The sequence below is a fragment of the Curtobacterium sp. MCLR17_032 genome, from assembly GCF_003234795.2.
GTDB lineage: Bacteria > Actinomycetota > Actinomycetes > Actinomycetales > Microbacteriaceae > Curtobacterium.
The window spans coordinates 2,252,843-2,267,448 of record NZ_CP126268.1; the positions used below are offsets into that span (position 1 = coordinate 2,252,843).

General features: G+C 71.9%; 17 protein-coding genes, 2 tRNA genes and 1 pseudogene. 3 read left to right on the forward strand and 17 right to left on the reverse strand.

All coding sequences use genetic code 11. From position 1 onward, the window contains the following. Nucleotides 1-54: 54 nt before the first annotated feature. Complete coding sequence (gene thiL, locus DEI97_RS10600; protein WP_181439312.1) at nt 55-1,083, reverse strand: thiamine-phosphate kinase; 1,029 nt, start codon at nt 1,081-1,083, stop codon at nt 55-57. A 24-nt stretch (nt 1,084-1,107) separates the two neighbouring features. Here thiL and DEI97_RS10605 point away from each other — a divergent pair, with 24 nt between their 5' ends. After that, the gene (locus DEI97_RS10605) at nt 1,108-1,632 is read left to right on the forward strand and encodes a DUF3515 domain-containing protein (RefSeq protein ID WP_111075602.1); all 525 of its coding nucleotides are present in this window, start codon (nt 1,108-1,110) and stop codon (nt 1,630-1,632) included. An 82-nt stretch (nt 1,633-1,714) separates the two neighbouring features. On the opposite strand, the gene DEI97_RS10610 is transcribed toward DEI97_RS10605, so the two are convergent. The 6 genes from DEI97_RS10610 to leuC all read right to left on the reverse strand — a co-directional run bounded on the left by DEI97_RS10610 (nt 1,715) and on the right by leuC (nt 8,232). After that, nucleotides 1,715-2,857: a D-alanine--D-alanine ligase family protein gene (locus tag DEI97_RS10610; RefSeq protein ID WP_111075603.1), complete on the reverse strand. Its 1,143-nt coding sequence runs from the start codon at nt 2,855-2,857 to the stop codon at nt 1,715-1,717. 31 nt (nt 2,858-2,888) lie between these two features. Continuing rightward, nucleotides 2,889-3,902: an NAD(P)H-dependent glycerol-3-phosphate dehydrogenase gene (locus DEI97_RS10615; RefSeq protein ID WP_111075634.1), complete on the reverse strand. Its 1,014-nt coding sequence runs from the start codon at nt 3,900-3,902 to the stop codon at nt 2,889-2,891. Between the two features lie 106 nt (nt 3,903-4,008). After that, complete coding sequence (locus DEI97_RS10620; protein ID WP_111075604.1) at nt 4,009-4,821, reverse strand: lysophospholipid acyltransferase family protein; 813 nt, start codon at nt 4,819-4,821, stop codon at nt 4,009-4,011. Continuing rightward, on the reverse strand, nt 4,818-6,185 hold the full coding sequence (gene murA, locus DEI97_RS10625; RefSeq protein WP_111075605.1) for a UDP-N-acetylglucosamine 1-carboxyvinyltransferase: 1,368 nt from the start codon (nt 6,183-6,185) through the stop codon (nt 4,818-4,820). Before murA ends, DEI97_RS10620 begins: the two co-directional genes overlap by 4 nt. After that, nucleotides 6,185-6,781 carry a 3-isopropylmalate dehydratase small subunit gene (gene leuD / locus DEI97_RS10630; RefSeq protein WP_111075606.1) on the reverse strand — a complete coding sequence of 199 codons (597 nt, stop codon included), beginning with the start codon at nt 6,779-6,781 and terminating at the stop codon, nt 6,185-6,187. Before leuD ends, murA begins: the two co-directional genes overlap by 1 nt. After that, nucleotides 6,781-8,232: a 3-isopropylmalate dehydratase large subunit gene (gene leuC, locus DEI97_RS10635; RefSeq protein ID WP_111075607.1), complete on the reverse strand. Its 1,452-nt coding sequence runs from the start codon at nt 8,230-8,232 to the stop codon at nt 6,781-6,783. Before leuC ends, leuD begins: the two co-directional genes overlap by 1 nt. A gap of 147 nt (nt 8,233-8,379) precedes the next feature. Between leuC and DEI97_RS10640 the strand changes: the two genes are divergently transcribed. Both DEI97_RS10640 and DEI97_RS10645 read left to right on the forward strand, forming a co-directional pair. Beyond that, entirely contained in the window at nt 8,380-9,447 is a 1,068-nt protein-coding gene (locus DEI97_RS10640) for an FUSC family protein (protein ID WP_111075608.1), read from the forward strand. Nucleotides 9,448-9,487: 40 nt separating this feature from the next. Further along, nucleotides 9,488-9,910, forward strand: coding sequence for a GNAT family N-acetyltransferase (locus tag DEI97_RS10645; RefSeq protein WP_111075609.1), 423 nt, complete (start codon nt 9,488-9,490; stop codon nt 9,908-9,910). 68 nt (nt 9,911-9,978) lie between these two features. On the opposite strand, the gene DEI97_RS10650 is transcribed toward DEI97_RS10645, so the two are convergent. The 10 genes and pseudogenes from DEI97_RS10650 to DEI97_RS10690 all read right to left on the reverse strand — a co-directional run bounded on the left by DEI97_RS10650 (nt 9,979) and on the right by DEI97_RS10690 (nt 14,558). Beyond that, nucleotides 9,979-10,581: a histidine phosphatase family protein gene (locus DEI97_RS10650; RefSeq protein WP_111075610.1), complete on the reverse strand. Its 603-nt coding sequence runs from the start codon at nt 10,579-10,581 to the stop codon at nt 9,979-9,981. Beyond that, nucleotides 10,578-10,952: a fluoride efflux transporter CrcB gene (gene crcB, locus DEI97_RS10655; protein WP_111075611.1), complete on the reverse strand. Its 375-nt coding sequence runs from the start codon at nt 10,950-10,952 to the stop codon at nt 10,578-10,580. The genes DEI97_RS10650 and crcB overlap by 4 nt, the downstream gene beginning before the upstream one ends. After that, nucleotides 10,949-11,392: a fluoride efflux transporter FluC gene (locus tag DEI97_RS10660; RefSeq protein ID WP_111075612.1), complete on the reverse strand. Its 444-nt coding sequence runs from the start codon at nt 11,390-11,392 to the stop codon at nt 10,949-10,951. Before DEI97_RS10660 ends, crcB begins: the two co-directional genes overlap by 4 nt. A gap of 77 nt (nt 11,393-11,469) precedes the next feature. Further along, nucleotides 11,470-11,545: transfer RNA gene (locus DEI97_RS10665), tRNA-Glu, on the reverse strand. A 33-nt stretch (nt 11,546-11,578) separates the two neighbouring features. Then, nucleotides 11,579-11,654: transfer RNA gene (locus tag DEI97_RS10670), tRNA-Glu, on the reverse strand. Between the two features lie 104 nt (nt 11,655-11,758). After that, the gene (locus DEI97_RS10675; RefSeq protein ID WP_111075613.1) at nt 11,759-12,391 is read right to left on the reverse strand and encodes an MBL fold metallo-hydrolase; all 633 of its coding nucleotides are present in this window, start codon (nt 12,389-12,391) and stop codon (nt 11,759-11,761) included. Nucleotides 12,392-12,426: 35 nt separating this feature from the next. Next, a complete protein-coding gene (locus DEI97_RS10680; RefSeq protein ID WP_502866668.1) occupies nt 12,427-13,332 on the reverse strand; it encodes a LacI family DNA-binding transcriptional regulator in 906 nt (301 codons plus the stop codon). Next, nucleotides 13,306-13,437: pseudogene (locus tag DEI97_RS17795) on the reverse strand (helix-turn-helix domain-containing protein); the annotation flags it as partial. The pseudogene DEI97_RS17795 and the gene DEI97_RS10680, both read right to left, overlap by 27 nt. Before the next feature lie 18 nt (nt 13,438-13,455). Continuing rightward, nucleotides 13,456-13,719 (reverse strand): hypothetical protein, encoded by a 264-nt coding sequence (locus DEI97_RS10685; protein ID WP_111075615.1) that lies wholly within the window; start codon nt 13,717-13,719, stop codon nt 13,456-13,458. A 2-nt stretch (nt 13,720-13,721) separates the two neighbouring features. Continuing rightward, nucleotides 13,722-14,558, reverse strand: a complete 837-nt coding sequence (locus DEI97_RS10690; RefSeq protein WP_253467925.1) for a carbohydrate ABC transporter permease — start codon at nt 14,556-14,558, stop codon at nt 13,722-13,724. Between the last annotated feature and the right edge of the window lie 48 nt (nt 14,559-14,606).

The following is a 14,606-nucleotide window of genomic DNA, read 5'->3' on the forward strand; positions in this document are numbered from 1 at the left end:
GAGCGGCCTGAGCCGGGCACACAGCGCGCTGCTGGTGCCAGACGTGCGGCGCGCTCAGCCTGCCGCGCCGTCCCAGTCGGCGTAGGGGTCCCAGCCCGTCGTCGGGACCGCGTCCCCGCCACGCACCAGGTCGACGCCGTGGTCCGCCGCGCGTGCGCGGACGACCCCGATCCGTCGGAACCCACCGGGCAGGCTCGCGCCGGGCGGGAACGTCGCCAGCAGCCCGTGGTCCTCGCCGCCGTGCAGCGCGACCGGGTCCAGTGCCGGTTCGACGTCGAGCTCGAGCGTCACCCCGCTCGCGCGCGCCAGCCGGCCGGCGTCGATCGCCAGACCGTCGGACAGGTCGAGCATCGCGGTCGCTCCGGCTGCGGCGGCGAGCGGCCCGTCGGCGATCGGCGGGACCGGGCGGCGCTGCCGGCTCACGTCGGGGTCGGTGTCCGCCCCGCTCGCGCGGACCCGGGCGGCGTCCGGCTCACCGGCGTCGTCGACCCCGTCGCGGAACAGGCGGGCGAGCCCCCGTGCGGCCGGCCCGAGCTCGCCCGAGACCGCCAGGACGTCACCCGGCTGCGCACCCGAGCGGACGACGGGAGCACGGCCACCGAGGTCGCCGAACGCCGTCACGGTCAGCGAGAACGTCGCCGAGGTCGACAGGTCGCCGCCGACGACCCCGATCCCGGGTGCCAGGGCCTCGATCGCGAGTCGGAAGCCGTCGGCGATGCCCTCGAGCACGGTCACCGGCGTCTCCTGCGGGGCGGCGATCGCGACGACGAGGCCCGAGGGCACCGCGCCCATCGCGGCGACGTCGGAGAGGTTCGTGACGGCGGCCTTCCAGCCGACGTCCTCCGGCGAGGACCAGGCCCACCTGAAGTCCGGGCCGTGCACCATCATGTCCGTCGTCACGACGAAGCGTCCGTCGGGAGCGGCGACGACGGCGCAGTCGTCACCGGGTCCGAGCAGCGGCGATCCGGACGGGAGGCGTCGGGTCACGCGGGCGAGCACGGCCAGTTCGCCGAGCGCCCCGACCGTCGCGTCTGCTGCTGTCCGGGGCCGGGTGCCGGGGTCCTGCTCGTCGGTCGCGTCCACACCAGAACGGTAGCCTGGACGCCGATGGACACCGCACCCCGCCGCCCCCGGATCGTCACCCGTCGCCCCCGGACGGTCACCCGTCGGCGCAGTGCCGTCGCGGGTCTCGTCCTCGCCGCGGCCGTCGTCGTGGGACTGACCGGGTGCACGAACGCCGTCGCGATGCAGGCCGCTCCCTCCGCGAACGCGGCCGCCTGCGCCGGAGCGCAGGTCCGACTCCCCGCGACGGTGAACAGCACGCTGCCGCTGCGCAACACCTCGGCGCAGGCGACTGCTGCGTGGGGGTCCCCCGCCGCCGTGCTCTACCACTGCGGTGTCGCCGTGCCGACGGTCTCCGACCTGCCGTGCTTCGCGCAGGGCTCGGTCGACTGGATCCGCGACGACCGCGGACAGAACGTCGTCTACACGACGTTCGGCCGCTCGCCCGCGGTGCAGGTCGTCATCGACACGAAGCGCGCGACGCCCGACGCCCTGCAGGACCTCGGCGACGCGGTGTCGACGCTGCCGAAGGACGGGCACCGCTGCCTCGATCCGCAGGACGTCGGCTGAGGCGCTGCTCCGGAGGACGTCGGCCAGAGCGCTGCTCCGCAGGACGTCGGCTGAGGCGCTGGGCGCTCGGCGCCCGCGGAGATCAGCGGACCGCGACCCGCCCCAGCTCGATGAGTTCGGCGACCAGGTCCGGGTACGCCATGCCCGAGGCCGCCCAGCAGCGCGGGTACATCGAGAACGGCGTGAAGCCGGGCATGGTGTTGACCTCGTTGACCACGAACCCGCCGTCGGTCAGGAAGCAGTCGACCCGCGCCAGTCCGGCGCCACCGATCGCCTCGAACGCCCGAGCACCGATCGACCGGATCTCGTCGGTCTCGGACTCGGTGAGCGGGGCCGGGCAGAGCAGCTGCTCGTCACCACCCAGGTACTTGGCGCTGAAGTCGTAGAAGCCGTCCTCGGCGACGACGATCTCGCCGGGCAGACTCGTGCGCGGGGTGCCGTCACGGCCCTCCAGGACGGCGACCTCGACCTCGCGCCCGATCACGCGGGGCTCGACGATGACCTTGTTGTCGTGCTCGAAGGCCAGGTCCATCGCGGCACCGAGCTGTGCGGGGTCGTCGACGCGCGAGACGCCCATGCTCGAGCCGGCGCGGGCGGGCTTGACGAAGAGCGGGAAGCCGTGTGCGGCGACCGACTCGGCGACGTCCACCGGGTCGGACTGCCACTGCCGACGGAGCACCGTCGTCCAGGGCGCGACGCGCAGGCCGGCGTGTTCGAGGACGGCCTTCGCGACGTGCTTGTCCATCGCCAGGGCACTGGCGAGCACGCCGTCGCCGACGTAGGGCAGGCCGGCGGTCTCCAGCAGGCCCTGGATCGTGCCGTCCTCGCCGAACGGACCGTGCAGGATCGGGAACACCACGTCGACCGAGCCCAGGGACTCCACCGAGCCGTCGGGCAGTTCGACGAACAGTTCGCGGGAGTCACCGGAGACCGGGAAGCGCACGCGGGTGCCGTTGTCCGGCACGGTGGGCAGCTCCTGGCCGCGGAGGGCCCAGTCCGACGGGTCGTCCGCCTGCAGGGTGAACGCGCCGTCCTTCGTGATGCCGATGGGCAGCAGGTCGTACCGGTCGCGGTCGACGACGTCCATGATCCCGCCGGCGGTCACGCAGCTGATCTCGTGCTCGCTCGACCGGCCGCCGAAGAGCACCGCGACGGTCGTCCGCTCGTCGGTCTCCGGGGTGAGCTCGGCGTCGGTCGGTTCGGGTGCGGGCGCGGTGCTGCTCATGGACGCTCCAAGCGGTGGGTACCGGGACCGGTCACTCGCCCTGGGGCTCGTCGGTCTCCGTGAGGTGCGGCGCGATGTTGCGCGGATCGAGCCTACCGGCGAGGACCTCGCCGACCTGCCCGACGATGGGCATGTCGACGCCGTTCGCCCGGGCCAGTTCGAGGATCGGCGCGACCGAGGCCAGACCCTCCGCGGTCTGGTTCATCTGTCGGACGACCTCGTCGAAGCGGTACCCCTGGCCGAGCAGTCGACCGGCGGTGTTGTTCCGCGACAGCGGGGACTGGCACGTGGCGATCAGGTCGCCGAGGCCGGCGAGCCCGGACAACGTCGACGGCTGCGCGCCGAGCGACACCGCGAACTCCGTCATCTCGGCCAGACCACGGGTGATGATCGACGCCTTGGTGTTCTCGCCGTACCCGACGCCGTCGACGATGCCGATCGCCACCGCGATGAGGTTCTTGAGCACCCCGCCGAACTCGGTGCCGATCACGTCGGTGTTGATGAACGAGCGGAAGTACGGGTTGGTCGCGACCGCGGCGACGGCGGTCGCGGTGTCGACGCTGGACGACGACACGACGGCGGCGGTGGGCTGCCGGCGGGCGATCTCGAGCGCCAGGTTCGGTCCGCTGGCCACGGCGATGCGGTCCTGGTCGATGCCGAGCCCCTCGAGCAGGACCTCGCTCATCCGCAGTCCGGTGGCCTTCTCGACGCCCTTCATGAGGCTGACCACCGGCACGTCCGCGGGCAGCAGCTCGCGGATCGCGGCGAGGTTCGAGCGGAGGGTCTGCGAGGGCACCGAGACGTACACCTGCTCGGCGCCGGCGAGCACCGCCGCGAGGGACGTCGACGCGGTCAGCGTGCGCGGCAGGTTGATGCCGGGCAGGTAGTCCGAGTTGCGCTTGGTCTCGGTGATCTCGCGGGCGACCTCGGGACGGCGAGCCCAGACGACGGTCTCGGCACCGCCCTCGGCCAGGACCTTCGCGAAGGTGGTCCCCCAGCTGCCGGCCCCGATGACGGCGACACGTGGCTTGTCGGTGGACTGCATCACGACACGGATCGCCGCGGTGTCGACCGCACCGCGTGCGGCGACGGAGGGGTCCGGGTGGTCGTCGTGCGGTCGGAGACCGGGTGCGGTCCCCCGGTCGGCTGCGTCACTCAAACTTGCCGGTCTCCTTCTGGCGGGCGGCGCTGGGGTCCCAGCGCTTCTCCGGGGCGCGTTCCCCACGGAGCTGTTCGACGAGCTTCGTGATCTCGGCCATCAGCGCGTCGGTGACCTCCTGCAGCAGCGCCTGGTCGATCGGCTTGCCCCGGTACGCCGACAGGTCCATCGGCTCGCCGAACAGGATGTCGACGTGGGCCTTGCGGAACAGGTTCAGGCGCTTCGAGTACCGCGGCAGGATCCGCTGCGTGCCCCAGTGGGCCATCGGGATGAGCGGCACGTCGTTCTCGAGGGCGATCCGGGCCGCGCCGGTCTTGCCGCGCATCGGCCACAGGTCCGGGTCGCGGGTGAGTGTGCCCTCCGGATAGACGATGACGGCGCCGCCGTTCCGCACGAGGCCGCCGCCGCCCTGCAGGGGGTTGCTGGACCGGGTGCGGCCCGACCGCTCGACCGGGATCTGTCCCATGCCGGTCATCAGCTTGCCGACGACGGGCACGTCGAAGATCGACGCCTTCGCCAGGAACAGCGGTGGTCGGCGGCTCACCCAGACGGCGGTGCCGACCACCAGCGGGTCGATGTTCGTGTAGTGGTTCGGCGCGAGCACGAACGCACCGTCCGCCGGCAGGCGGTTCGGGCCGTGCCAGCGGTACGCCGCCACCCGACGGAACAACGGGATCACGAAGACCGAGGTGATCCGGAACGCGACGTTCAGGTCACCACGCTTCCAGCGCCTCCCGGGGTTCGGGAGGCCCGTGGTGACCTGGTCCACCGCACCGGCTCGGGCGTCGGCCGGCTCGGTGCTCATCCCGCGAAGTCGAAGTCCGCGCCGAGCTTGCGGAGCTTCGGGATGAAGTGCTCGTAGCCGCGGCTGATGATGCCGACGTTCGTGATGTGCGACTCGCCCTCGGCGGTCAGTGCCGCGATGAGGTGGCTGAACCCGCCCCGGAGGTCGGGGACACGGACGTTCGCACCGTGCAGCTTCGTCGGGCCGGTGACGACCGCGGCCTGCTCGAAGGGACGACGGGCGACACGGCGGTCGTGACCCGGCAGGCCCTCCTTGTGCACGACGATGTCGGCACCCATCTCGTTCAGCGCGTCGGTGAAGCCGAAGCGGTTCTCGTAGACGGTCTCGTGCACGACGCTCTGGCCCTCGGCCTGCGTCAGGGCCACGACGAGCGGCTGCTGCCAGTCGGTCATGAAGCCGGGGTGCACGTCGGTCTCGATGACGACCGGCTTGAGGACGTCGAGCTCGCGGTAGAACCGGATGCCGTCCTCCTGGATGTCGAACCCGCCGCCGACCTTGCGGAAGACGTTGAGGAACGTCATGAGCTCCTGCTGCTTGGCGCCCTCGACGAAGATGTCGCCGTTGGTGGCCAGCGCGGCGGAGGCCCAGCTCGCGGCCTCGTTGCGGTCGTTGATCGCGCGGTGGGTGTACCCGCGGAGCGACTTGACGCCCTCGATGAAGATCGTGCGGCTGGGCTCGACCGTGACGATCGCGCCCATCTTCTGCAGGATCGCGATGAGGTCCATGATCTCGGGCTCGATCGCCGCGTTGCGGAGCTCGGTGGTGCCCTCGGCGAGCACGGACGAGAGCAGGACCTGCTCGGTCGCCCCGACGCTCGGGTAGGGCAGCTCGATGTTCGCGCCCTTGAGACCGTTCGGCGCCGTGATGTGGATGCCGGAGATCTGCTTGTCGACGACGGCACCCATGGCGCGCAGTGCGTCGAGGTGGAAGTCGATCGGACGGTCGCCGATGCGGCAACCGCCGAGGTCGGGGATGAACGCCTCGCCCAGCTTGTGCAGCAGCGGGCCGCAGAACAGGATCGGGATCCGGCTCGACCCGGCGTGCGCGTCGATCTCGGCGAAGTGCGCGGACTCGACGCGGGACGGGTCGAGGATGAGCTCGCCACGGGCCGGGTCGGTCACGCGCACGCCGTGCACCTCGAGCAGGCCGCGGACGACCTTGACGTCGGAGATGTCCGGGACGTCCTTGAGGATCGACGGGGTGTCTCCGAGGAGCGCGGCGACCATGGCCTTGGTCGCCAGGTTCTTCGCACCGCGGACCTCGATGCGTCCCACGAGGGGCTTGCCCCCGCGGATGACGATCTCGTCCGACTTCAACCCGACGCGCGCCCCTGCGGCTGCTGCGTCCTGTACGAGAGAGTTCACTACTTCACCGGCAATGTCTTCGGCCGCCAACTGGAGCGGCAGTGTTCGAACTCCGTGATCGAGGTCTCGTCACGGAGGGTGAGCCCGATGTCGTCGAGCCCTTCCATCAACCGCCAACGAGTGTAAGCGTCGATCTCGAAAGCCACGTCCACGTCGCCGATCGACACGCGCTGTGTCGCGAGGTCCACCGTCGCCTCGATGCCCGGCTGTGCGTCGATCGCGGCCCACATCCGCTCGATCTCGGGCTCCGGCACCATCGCGGTGACCAATCCCTGCTTGCCGGCGTTGCCCTTGAAGATGTCCGCGAAACGGGGGGACACGACCACGCGGAAGCCGAAGTCGCGCAGGGCCCACACCGCGTGCTCGCGGGACGAGCCGGTGCCGAAGTCCGGTCCGGCGATCAGCACGCGGGCGCCCTGGAAGTCGGGCTGGTTGAGCACGAACTCGGGGTCCTGCCGCCATCCGGAGAACAGCGCGTCCTCGAAGCCGGTCTTCGTGACCCGCTTCAGGTAGACCGCGGGGATGATCTGGTCGGTGTCGACGTTCGACCGCTTCAGCGGTGCGGCGATCCCGGTGACGGTGCCGATCTTCTCCATCAGTGGTTCCCTCCAGCGGTCACCGGGACGGCCCGGCGTGCGTCGTCGTCTTCCAGGTCCCACGGGCTCGAGAGCGTTCCGCGGACAGCGGTCGCTGCCGCGACGAGCGGCGAGACCAGGTGCGTGCGGCCGCCCTTGCCCTGCCGGCCCTCGAAGTTGCGGTTCGAGGTGGAGGCGCAGCGCTCCCCCGGCGCGAGCTGGTCGGGGTTCATGCCGAGGCACATCGAGCAGCCCGCGAAGCGCCACTCGGCACCGAAGGCGATGAAGACCTGGTCGAGCCCCTCGGCCTCGGCCTCGAGCCGGACTCGCGCGGACCCCGGCACGACCATCACGCGCACACCGGGCGCCTTCTCGCGGCCCTTGATGACGGAGGCGAAGGCGCGGAGGTCCTCGATGCGGGAGTTCGTGCAGGACCCCATGAAGACCGCGTCGACCGCGATGTCCTTCATCGGCGTCCCGGCCTGGATGTCCATGTACTCGAGCGCGCGGGAGGCCGCGGCGCGGTCGTTCGGGTCGGCGTAGCCGGCCGGGTCCGGCACGGAGTCGGAGAGCGAGACGCCCTGGCCGGGGTTCGTGCCCCAGGTGACGAACGGCTCGAGCGTGTCGGCGTCGATGAAGACCTCGGCGTCGAACACCGCGTCGTCGTCGGTGGCGAGCGTGTCCCAGTACGCGACGGCGTCGTCCCAGTCGGAGCCGGTCGGGGCGTGGTCGCGGCCCTGGACGTAGTCGTACGTCGTCTGGTCGGGGGCCACCATGCCGGCGCGGGCGCCCGCTTCGATCGACATGTTGCAGATGGTCATCCGGCCCTCCATCGAGAGCGCCCGGATCGCCGACCCGCGGTACTCCAGGACGTAGCCCTGCCCACCCCCGGTGCCGATCTGCGCGATCACGGCCAGGATGATGTCCTTCGCCGTCACGCCCGGCCGCAGCGTGCCCTCGACCGTGACCGCCATCGTCTTGAAGGGCTTCAGGGGCAGGGTCTGCGTCGCCAGGACGTGCTCGACCTCGCTGGTGCCGATGCCGAACGCCATCGCGCCGAAGGCCCCGTGGGTCGAGGTGTGCGAGTCGCCGCAGACGACGGTGATGCCGGGCATGGTCAGACCGAGCTGCGGACCGACGACGTGCACGATCCCCTGCTCCTTGTCGCCCAGGGAGTGCAGCCGGACGCCGAACTCCGCGCAGTTGCGGCGCAGGGTCTCGATCTGGGTGCGGCTCGTCGGGTCCGCGATCGGCCGGTCGATCGCGAGCGTCGGCGTGTTGTGGTCCTCGGTCGCGATCGTGAGGTCGAGGCGACGCACCGGGCGACCGGCCTGACGGAGGCCGTCGAAGGCCTGCGGGCTGGTCACCTCGTGCACGAGGTGGAGGTCGATGTACAGGAGGTCGGGGTTGCCGTCCTCCCCCTTGACGACGACGTGGTCGTCCCACACCTTCTCGGCGAGCGTCCTGCCCATGCCCGTGCCTCCTCGCTTCGCGTTGCGACACCGCTGACACGGCGTCGTCCGAGCACTCTAGCAGCTTGGTATACCAATCGCGTGACGACAGCCGGGAGGCCCGCCACGAGTCGACGACACCCGTCGCGGTGAGAGGATGGCCAGGACATGACGACCGCTCCGCACTCGACCCGCACGACCAACCTCGAGGGCGCAGCGCGCGCCGCGATCGCGGGCGGTGTCCCGCTCGCGCTGCTCGTCGGACTCGGGATGCCGCAGTACGCCGCCTTCGCGCTGTTCGCCGGCTTCACCGCGATCTTCGGCGCGACCGAGCCGTACCGGCAGCGTGCCGTGACCACCGGGGTCGCCGGGTCGCTGCAGGTCGCGTGCATGGCCGCGGGCATCGCGGTGTCGCTGCTCGGGTCGCCGCTGTGGCTGCAGGGCGCCGGCCTCGTCGTGGTGCTGGTCGTCGCGGTCGCCACGCTCAGCGCCCTCCGGACGATCCCCGCCCAACCGATCTTCCCGGTGTTCGCGTTCGTCGTCTCGGCCCTCGTGCCGGTGCACACCGGCGACCTGCCGCTCGTCGCCGCGATCATCCTCGGCTCCGTCGCCTGGGCGTGGCTCGTCGCGATGTCCGGCGCGGGCTTCCGCCGGGTCCTGCACCCGCACGCACCGCACCGGTTCCGTCCGCTCGCGGCCCGGAAGCACCGGTCGCTGGCGGTCCTCCGGACCTCGGCACTCTGGGAGACCATCGGCCACAACGTCGTCGGCGCGCTCGCGGCCGGGACGGTCGCCGAGTCCCTGCCGGGTCTCGGTCACCCGTACTGGGCCGTGATCGCCGTCGTGTCGACGCTGCCGGCGCTCCGGCAGCGACACACGGTCTCGCGCGCCGTCCAGCGTGTCGTCGGCACCGTCGGCGGGACGGTCGTCGCGGTCGGGATCCTGCTGCTCGAACCCTCGGCGTGGTGGATCGTCGTCATCGCCGTCGTCGGGCAGTTCATGGCCGAGGTCTTCGTCGCGCGGAACTACGCCGTCTGCCTGCTGTTCCTCACGCCGCTGGCCCTGGCGGTGTCGTGGCTGAGCCTGCCGGAGGCCCCGGGGCTCCTGGCGCTCGACCGGATCGTGCAGACGCTGCTCGGCGCCGTCGTCAGCGTGGCGCTCCTGGCGGTCGGACGCGTCGTCGAACGGCGCCGTGGTCGGGCACTGGGGGCGACCAGCAGCATCCGCACGGTCTGACCGCACCGCCCCCGACGCCGGCATCGGGCAGGCTGGGGACATGGACACCGCCGACTACACGCTGCTGCCGACCGCCCCGCCGCTCCAGGACTACCTGCGGCTCCGGCGTGACTCCGGGCTGACCCCGGTGACGGCCGAGCAGGGTGCGCCGGCGATCGCGGGTGCCTGGTCGGCCTGCCACGTCGTCGACGCCGACGGCACACCGGTCGCGATGGGACGCGTGATCGGCGACGGCGGCTGGTACTTCCACGTCGTCGACGTCGCAACCGACCCGGCACACCAGCGGCAGGGGCTCGGCCGAGCGGTCGTCGAGTGGCTGGTGGCGGACATCCGCGACCGGGCTCCCGAGGGGCCCTACGTGTCGCTCATCGGGGACCCGCCGGGGCAGCGCCTGTACCGCTCGCTCGGGTTCGAGGACGTCACCCCGAGCCTCGGCATGGGGATCGTGCTCAGCGCCGACTGACCGCGGACGCCGGGCCGGACGGCGGCGGGCGGCGGGGATCGTCACCGCCGCCCGTGCCGTTCGTCACCTCAGGACGGGGTGATGTTCCAGGCGTCGATGACCGGTCGGCCGTGCTCGTACCCGAGCGTGCTGACCGTCGCCGTGCCGAGCTTGAGCACCGCGCCGTCCTGCGGCGCGAGACGGATCCAGGCGGCGCCGAGGGCACGGAGCACGTGGCCGTGCGCGACGAAGATCGCGTCATGGCCCTCGGCGAGGACCGGGCGCGCGCGGTTGATGACCCGCTCGACCCGGACCCGGACCTCGGCGGCGTTCTCGCCGGGCGTGTCACCGGCGGGGACGCCGTCGGTCCAGAGGTCCCACGGGCCGTGCCGCTGGACCTTGATCTGCGGCGTCGTCAGGCCCTCGTACGCGCCGTAGTCCCACTCGTACAGGTCTTCGTCGAGCTCCGGGTCGACGCCGATGATGCGGGCGGTCTCGCGGGCCCGGGCGAGGGGGCTCGACAGGGCGAGCGCGAAGTCGCGGTCCGCCAGGTACCGGGCGGCCCGCTCGGCCTGCGCGACGCCGTTCTCCGTCAACGGGATGTCGGTGCGGCCGGTGTGCTGCCCGCTCTTCGACCACTCCGTCTCTCCGTGGCGGACGAGGACGAGTTCGCCGGGGCGTTCCGAGGTCATGTGTTCCTTCCGAGCTGGAGGCCGAGCGCAGCAGCGCCGACCGAGACGACGAGCATCCCGAGGCCGTTCAGGACGGCGAGCCGGGTCTTGCCGGATCGGAGGAGCTGCACGGTCTCGACGCTCGCCGTCGAGAACGTCGTGTACCCACCCATCATGCCCGTCCCGAGCACGGCGACCATCGGGGCGGCGAGTGTGCCGGCCTCCCCCAGGCCCGTGACGAAGCCGAGGACGAGTGATCCGGAGACGTTGATCAGCAGCGTGCCGAGGGGGAACCGGGTCACCCGTGCCTTGACGACGCCGTCCAGGACGAACCGGAGCGCGGCCCCGACCCCGCCACCGACGGCGACGACCACCAGCACGAGGGCGGTCACCGCGCTGCCCGCTCCGTCAGCGCACCGGCCACCGCGAGTCCGGCGACCACGGCGACGAGCCCGAGCACGACCGACAGCAGTGCGTACCCGCTACCGGCAGCCCACCGACCACCGTCGAGCAGCCGTGCGGTGTCGTCGGCCAGGGTGCTGTACGTCGTGAAGCCGCCGAGCACGCCGGTCCCGACGAACAGTCGGAGCGACCGACGTCGGCCGACGTCCGGGCCCCGACGCGCGAGGGTGTCGAGCAGCAGGCCGAGGCAGAACGCGCCGACGACGTTGATCGCGAGGATGCTCCAGCTGATCCCGTCGACGGCCGGGAACGCCTGGGCGAGGAGCGCCCGGACGGCGGTGCCGACCGCGCCGCCGAGCGCCACGAGGGCGATCAGCGACCAGCGGGTGTGTGGCGGTCCGTCCTGCGGTGGTGCTCCGGTCGAGTCCATACCGACATCCTCCTGCACCCGTTCGCCCGGGAACGACGAAGTCCCCCGCCCGGAACCCGGACGAGGGACTGCATGCGTGGTGACCCCAGCGGGATTCGAACCCGCGTTACCGCCGTGAGAGGGCAGCGTACTAGGCCGCTATACGATGGGGCCGCGGCGATGTGTCGGTTCGGAGTGTGTCACTCGTGGTGACCCCAGCGGGATTCGAACCCGCGTTACCGCCGTGAGAGGGCGGCGTACTAGGCCACTGTACGATGGGGCCGTTCCGACAACTCGACAAGTATTGCACAGGGTGTGATCGAGCGCCAAAACGGCCGTGCCCACGCCGGTGTGTCGCCGGTCTCAGCGGTGTCTCCCGGCCGGTCCTCAGACCGTGAGCGACTCCCCCGGCTCGAGCACGACGACCTGGCCGGCGGGCTCGACGACCTGCCGGATCCGGTCGGTGTGCCCGGCGAACCCGATGTCGGAGAGGGTGGCCTCGTGGATCGGGACCGCCCGGCGTGGGGCGACGACGGCCAGGTGGTCCATCAGCTCGCCGATCTTGAGCCACGGCGCCCCGACCGGCGTCGCGAACACCTCGACGGGCACCCCCGGGTCGATGTAGGCGTCGCCCGGGTGGAACAAGGAGCCGTTGACGAGCACCCCGGTGTTGTCGACGACCGGCACCGACGAGTGGATGAGCTGGTGCCGTGTGCCGTGGAAGGTCAGGGTGAAGGCACCCACGGTCCGGGTGTCCCCGTCCGTCACGACGTCGACTGCGACGGACCCGGCGAGCGCCGACGCGACCCCGGCCGGTCCGAACACGGGGATGCCGGGGTTCCGCTGCAGGATCCGCGTGAGCTGCCCCGCCGTGCCGTGGTCCGGGTGCTCGTGCGTGACGACGACGGCGACGACGCCACCCGTGTCGACCGGCCGAGTGTAGGCACCGGGGTCGATGACCAGGCGTTCGCCGTCCTGCTCGACGACGAGACAAGCGTGCTCGAGTTTCGTGACCAGCATGCGGGCGAGGCTACGCCCGACGCCGCCAGAGGCCCTCACCGGCACGGCGGCGCGGTCGACCCGCGCACCACCAGCCGCGCGGCGGACGGCGCGAGCGGCGCCGGGGAAGCACCCTGGGCCTCCAGGACGACGGCCCGTGCGGCCACGCGACCCTGCGCCTCCGGGTCCTGCGCGACGGTCGTCAGACCGAGGACCTCGCCGTACTCGTGCCCGTCGACGCCGGTGACGGAGAGGTCCCGTGGCACGTCGAGCCCGAGCCGGTGCGCGGCGACCACCACGCCGAGTGCCATCTCGTCGGAGGCGCAGACGACCGCGGTCGGTCGCTCGGCAGCCGGCACGTCGAGCAGGGCGGTACCGGCGACGACGCCGCCAGAGAACGAGAACCGGCCGTCGGCGTACCAGGCGGGGTGGACCGGCGCTCCGGCGCGCTCCATGGCCGCGGTGAACCCGTCGCGCCGGCGGTACGGCACGGCCACGCTGAACCCGGCTTCGTCCTGCCCACCGACGTAGGCGACCTCGCGGTGTCCGAGGCCGGTGAGGTGCGTGACCGCCAGGGCCGCGACCTCGTGGTCGTCGACGCCGACGTTCCGCAGGTCGTGCGCTGGACCGCCGATCACGACGGTCGGCAGCTCGCTCACCTGCAGCTCGCGTCGCTCGGTCGCGTCGAGGACCAGCGACAGCAGCACCAGCGCGTCGACCCGCTGGCGCAGCATCGTGCGGCGGAAGGCCCGGTGCCGGTCGCCGCCGGGGCCACCGAGGTTGTAGAGGACCAGGTCGTAGCCGGCGGCCCGGAGCTCCGCGTCGACCCCGCCCAGGGCCTTCGTGGTGAACCAGCGGTCGATCACCGGCACGACGACCCCGACCGCGTGCTGGCGGCCGGTGGCCAGACCGGCCGCCGCCGAACTCGGGACGTACCCGAGTTCGTCGGCGACCCGACGCACCTGGTCGATGGTCGTGCCCGCAACGGTCGGCAGGCCGCGGAGCGCCCGCGAGACGGTCGCCTTCGACAGCCCCGTCGCGTGCGCGATCTCCTGGATCCCCACGTGCTTCTGCCGGGAGGCCCGTCAGCGGCCGGACACGCGCGTCGCGGCCGGCCCGTGCTCGGCCTGGGCAGCGTCCGCGGTCCGCCGGAGCACCCGGCGTCGCCACCGGTCCAGGAGGACGATCGCCACGACGGCGCCGAGGAGGGTGAGGGCCCACCCGAGCGCCGGTCGCCCGGTCAGCTCGCAGAACACCGTGACGCCGAAGAACAGCAGACCGAAGCACCCGACGAAACCGATGGCCTCCTCGATCCGCGACGTCGGCCGGAGGGGCGCGCGCTGGGCCATCGTCAGCCCTTCACACCGCCGGCGGTGAGGCCGGCCACGATGCGTCGCTGGAACACGAGCACCAGGATGACGAGCGGGATCGTGACGATCGTGCCCGCCGCCATCACCGCGGTGTACGGCTCCTGGTGCGGCTGCGACCCGGCGAAGGACGCGATGGCGACCGTCACCGGCTGGGTGGCGTCACTCGAGAGCTGGGACGAGATGAGGTACTCGTTCCAGGACGAGATGAACGCCAGGATCGCGGTCGTGAACACGGCCGGGGCGGCGAGCGGCAGGATGATCCGACGGAACGCCTGCACCCGGGTGCACCCGTCGATGCGCGCCGCTTCCTCGAGGTCCCACGGCATCTCGCGGAAGAACGACGCGAGCGTGTAGACCGTCAGCGGCAGCACGAACGAGATGCTCGGCAGGATCAGCGCCTGGTAGGTGCCCATCCAGCCGATGTCCGTGAACAGCTGGAACAGCGGCGAGATGAGCGCGACGCCCGGGAACATCGACGCCGCGAGGATCGCACCGGCGATGAGGGACTTGCCGCGGAACTCCAGCCGGGCCAGCGCGTAGGCCGCGGTCGTGCCGACGAGCAGGGCGATGATCGTCACCACGGCCCCGATGAACACGCTGTTGAGCAGTGCCCGCCCGAGGTGGTTGCCGAGGGCCGTCGAGAACGCGGTCGCGTAGTTGTCGAGCGTGACGTGCGTGAAGAACGGCGTCGGGTCGAACGTGTACCCGACGTCACGGAACGACGTGACGATCATCCAGTAGAAGGGCAGGAGACACCACAGGGCGATGACCCCGGCCTGGATGCCGGTGCGGAGCTTCGGCCCGACGTGGCGCTTCACGCGGACGTCGCTGCGCGCGCCAGCACGTTCGGCGGGGATGTGGAGACG

What these genes read in the sequence shown, in the direction of transcription:
- DEI97_RS10640 (WP_111075608.1), top strand. Translation starts at nt 8,380, where the DNA reads ATGACGACCGCTCCGCACTCGACCCGCACGACCAACCTCGAGGGCGCA.
- DEI97_RS10660 (WP_111075612.1), bottom strand. Translation starts at nt 11,392, where the DNA reads ATGGACTCGACCGGAGCACCACCGCAGGACGGACCGCCACACACCCGC.
- DEI97_RS10610 (WP_111075603.1), bottom strand. Translation starts at nt 2,857, where the DNA reads ATGAGCAGCACCGCGCCCGCACCCGAACCGACCGACGCCGAGCTCACC.
- leuD (WP_111075606.1), bottom strand. Translation starts at nt 6,781, where the DNA reads ATGGAGAAGATCGGCACCGTCACCGGGATCGCCGCACCGCTGAAGCGG.
- DEI97_RS10685 (WP_111075615.1), bottom strand. Translation starts at nt 13,719, where the DNA reads ATGGCCCAGCGCGCGCCCCTCCGGCCGACGTCGCGGATCGAGGAGGCC.
- DEI97_RS10605 (WP_111075602.1), top strand. Translation starts at nt 1,108, where the DNA reads ATGGACACCGCACCCCGCCGCCCCCGGATCGTCACCCGTCGCCCCCGG.
- DEI97_RS10620 (WP_111075604.1), bottom strand. Translation starts at nt 4,821, where the DNA reads ATGAGCACCGAGCCGGCCGACGCCCGAGCCGGTGCGGTGGACCAGGTC.
- DEI97_RS10615 (WP_111075634.1), bottom strand. Translation starts at nt 3,902, where the DNA reads ATGCAGTCCACCGACAAGCCACGTGTCGCCGTCATCGGGGCCGGCAGC.
- DEI97_RS10675 (WP_111075613.1), bottom strand. Translation starts at nt 12,391, where the DNA reads ATGCTGGTCACGAAACTCGAGCACGCTTGTCTCGTCGTCGAGCAGGAC.
- leuC (WP_111075607.1), bottom strand. Translation starts at nt 8,232, where the DNA reads ATGGGCAGGACGCTCGCCGAGAAGGTGTGGGACGACCACGTCGTCGTC.
- DEI97_RS10645 (WP_111075609.1), top strand. Translation starts at nt 9,488, where the DNA reads ATGGACACCGCCGACTACACGCTGCTGCCGACCGCCCCGCCGCTCCAG.
- DEI97_RS10650 (WP_111075610.1), bottom strand. Translation starts at nt 10,581, where the DNA reads ATGACCTCGGAACGCCCCGGCGAACTCGTCCTCGTCCGCCACGGAGAG.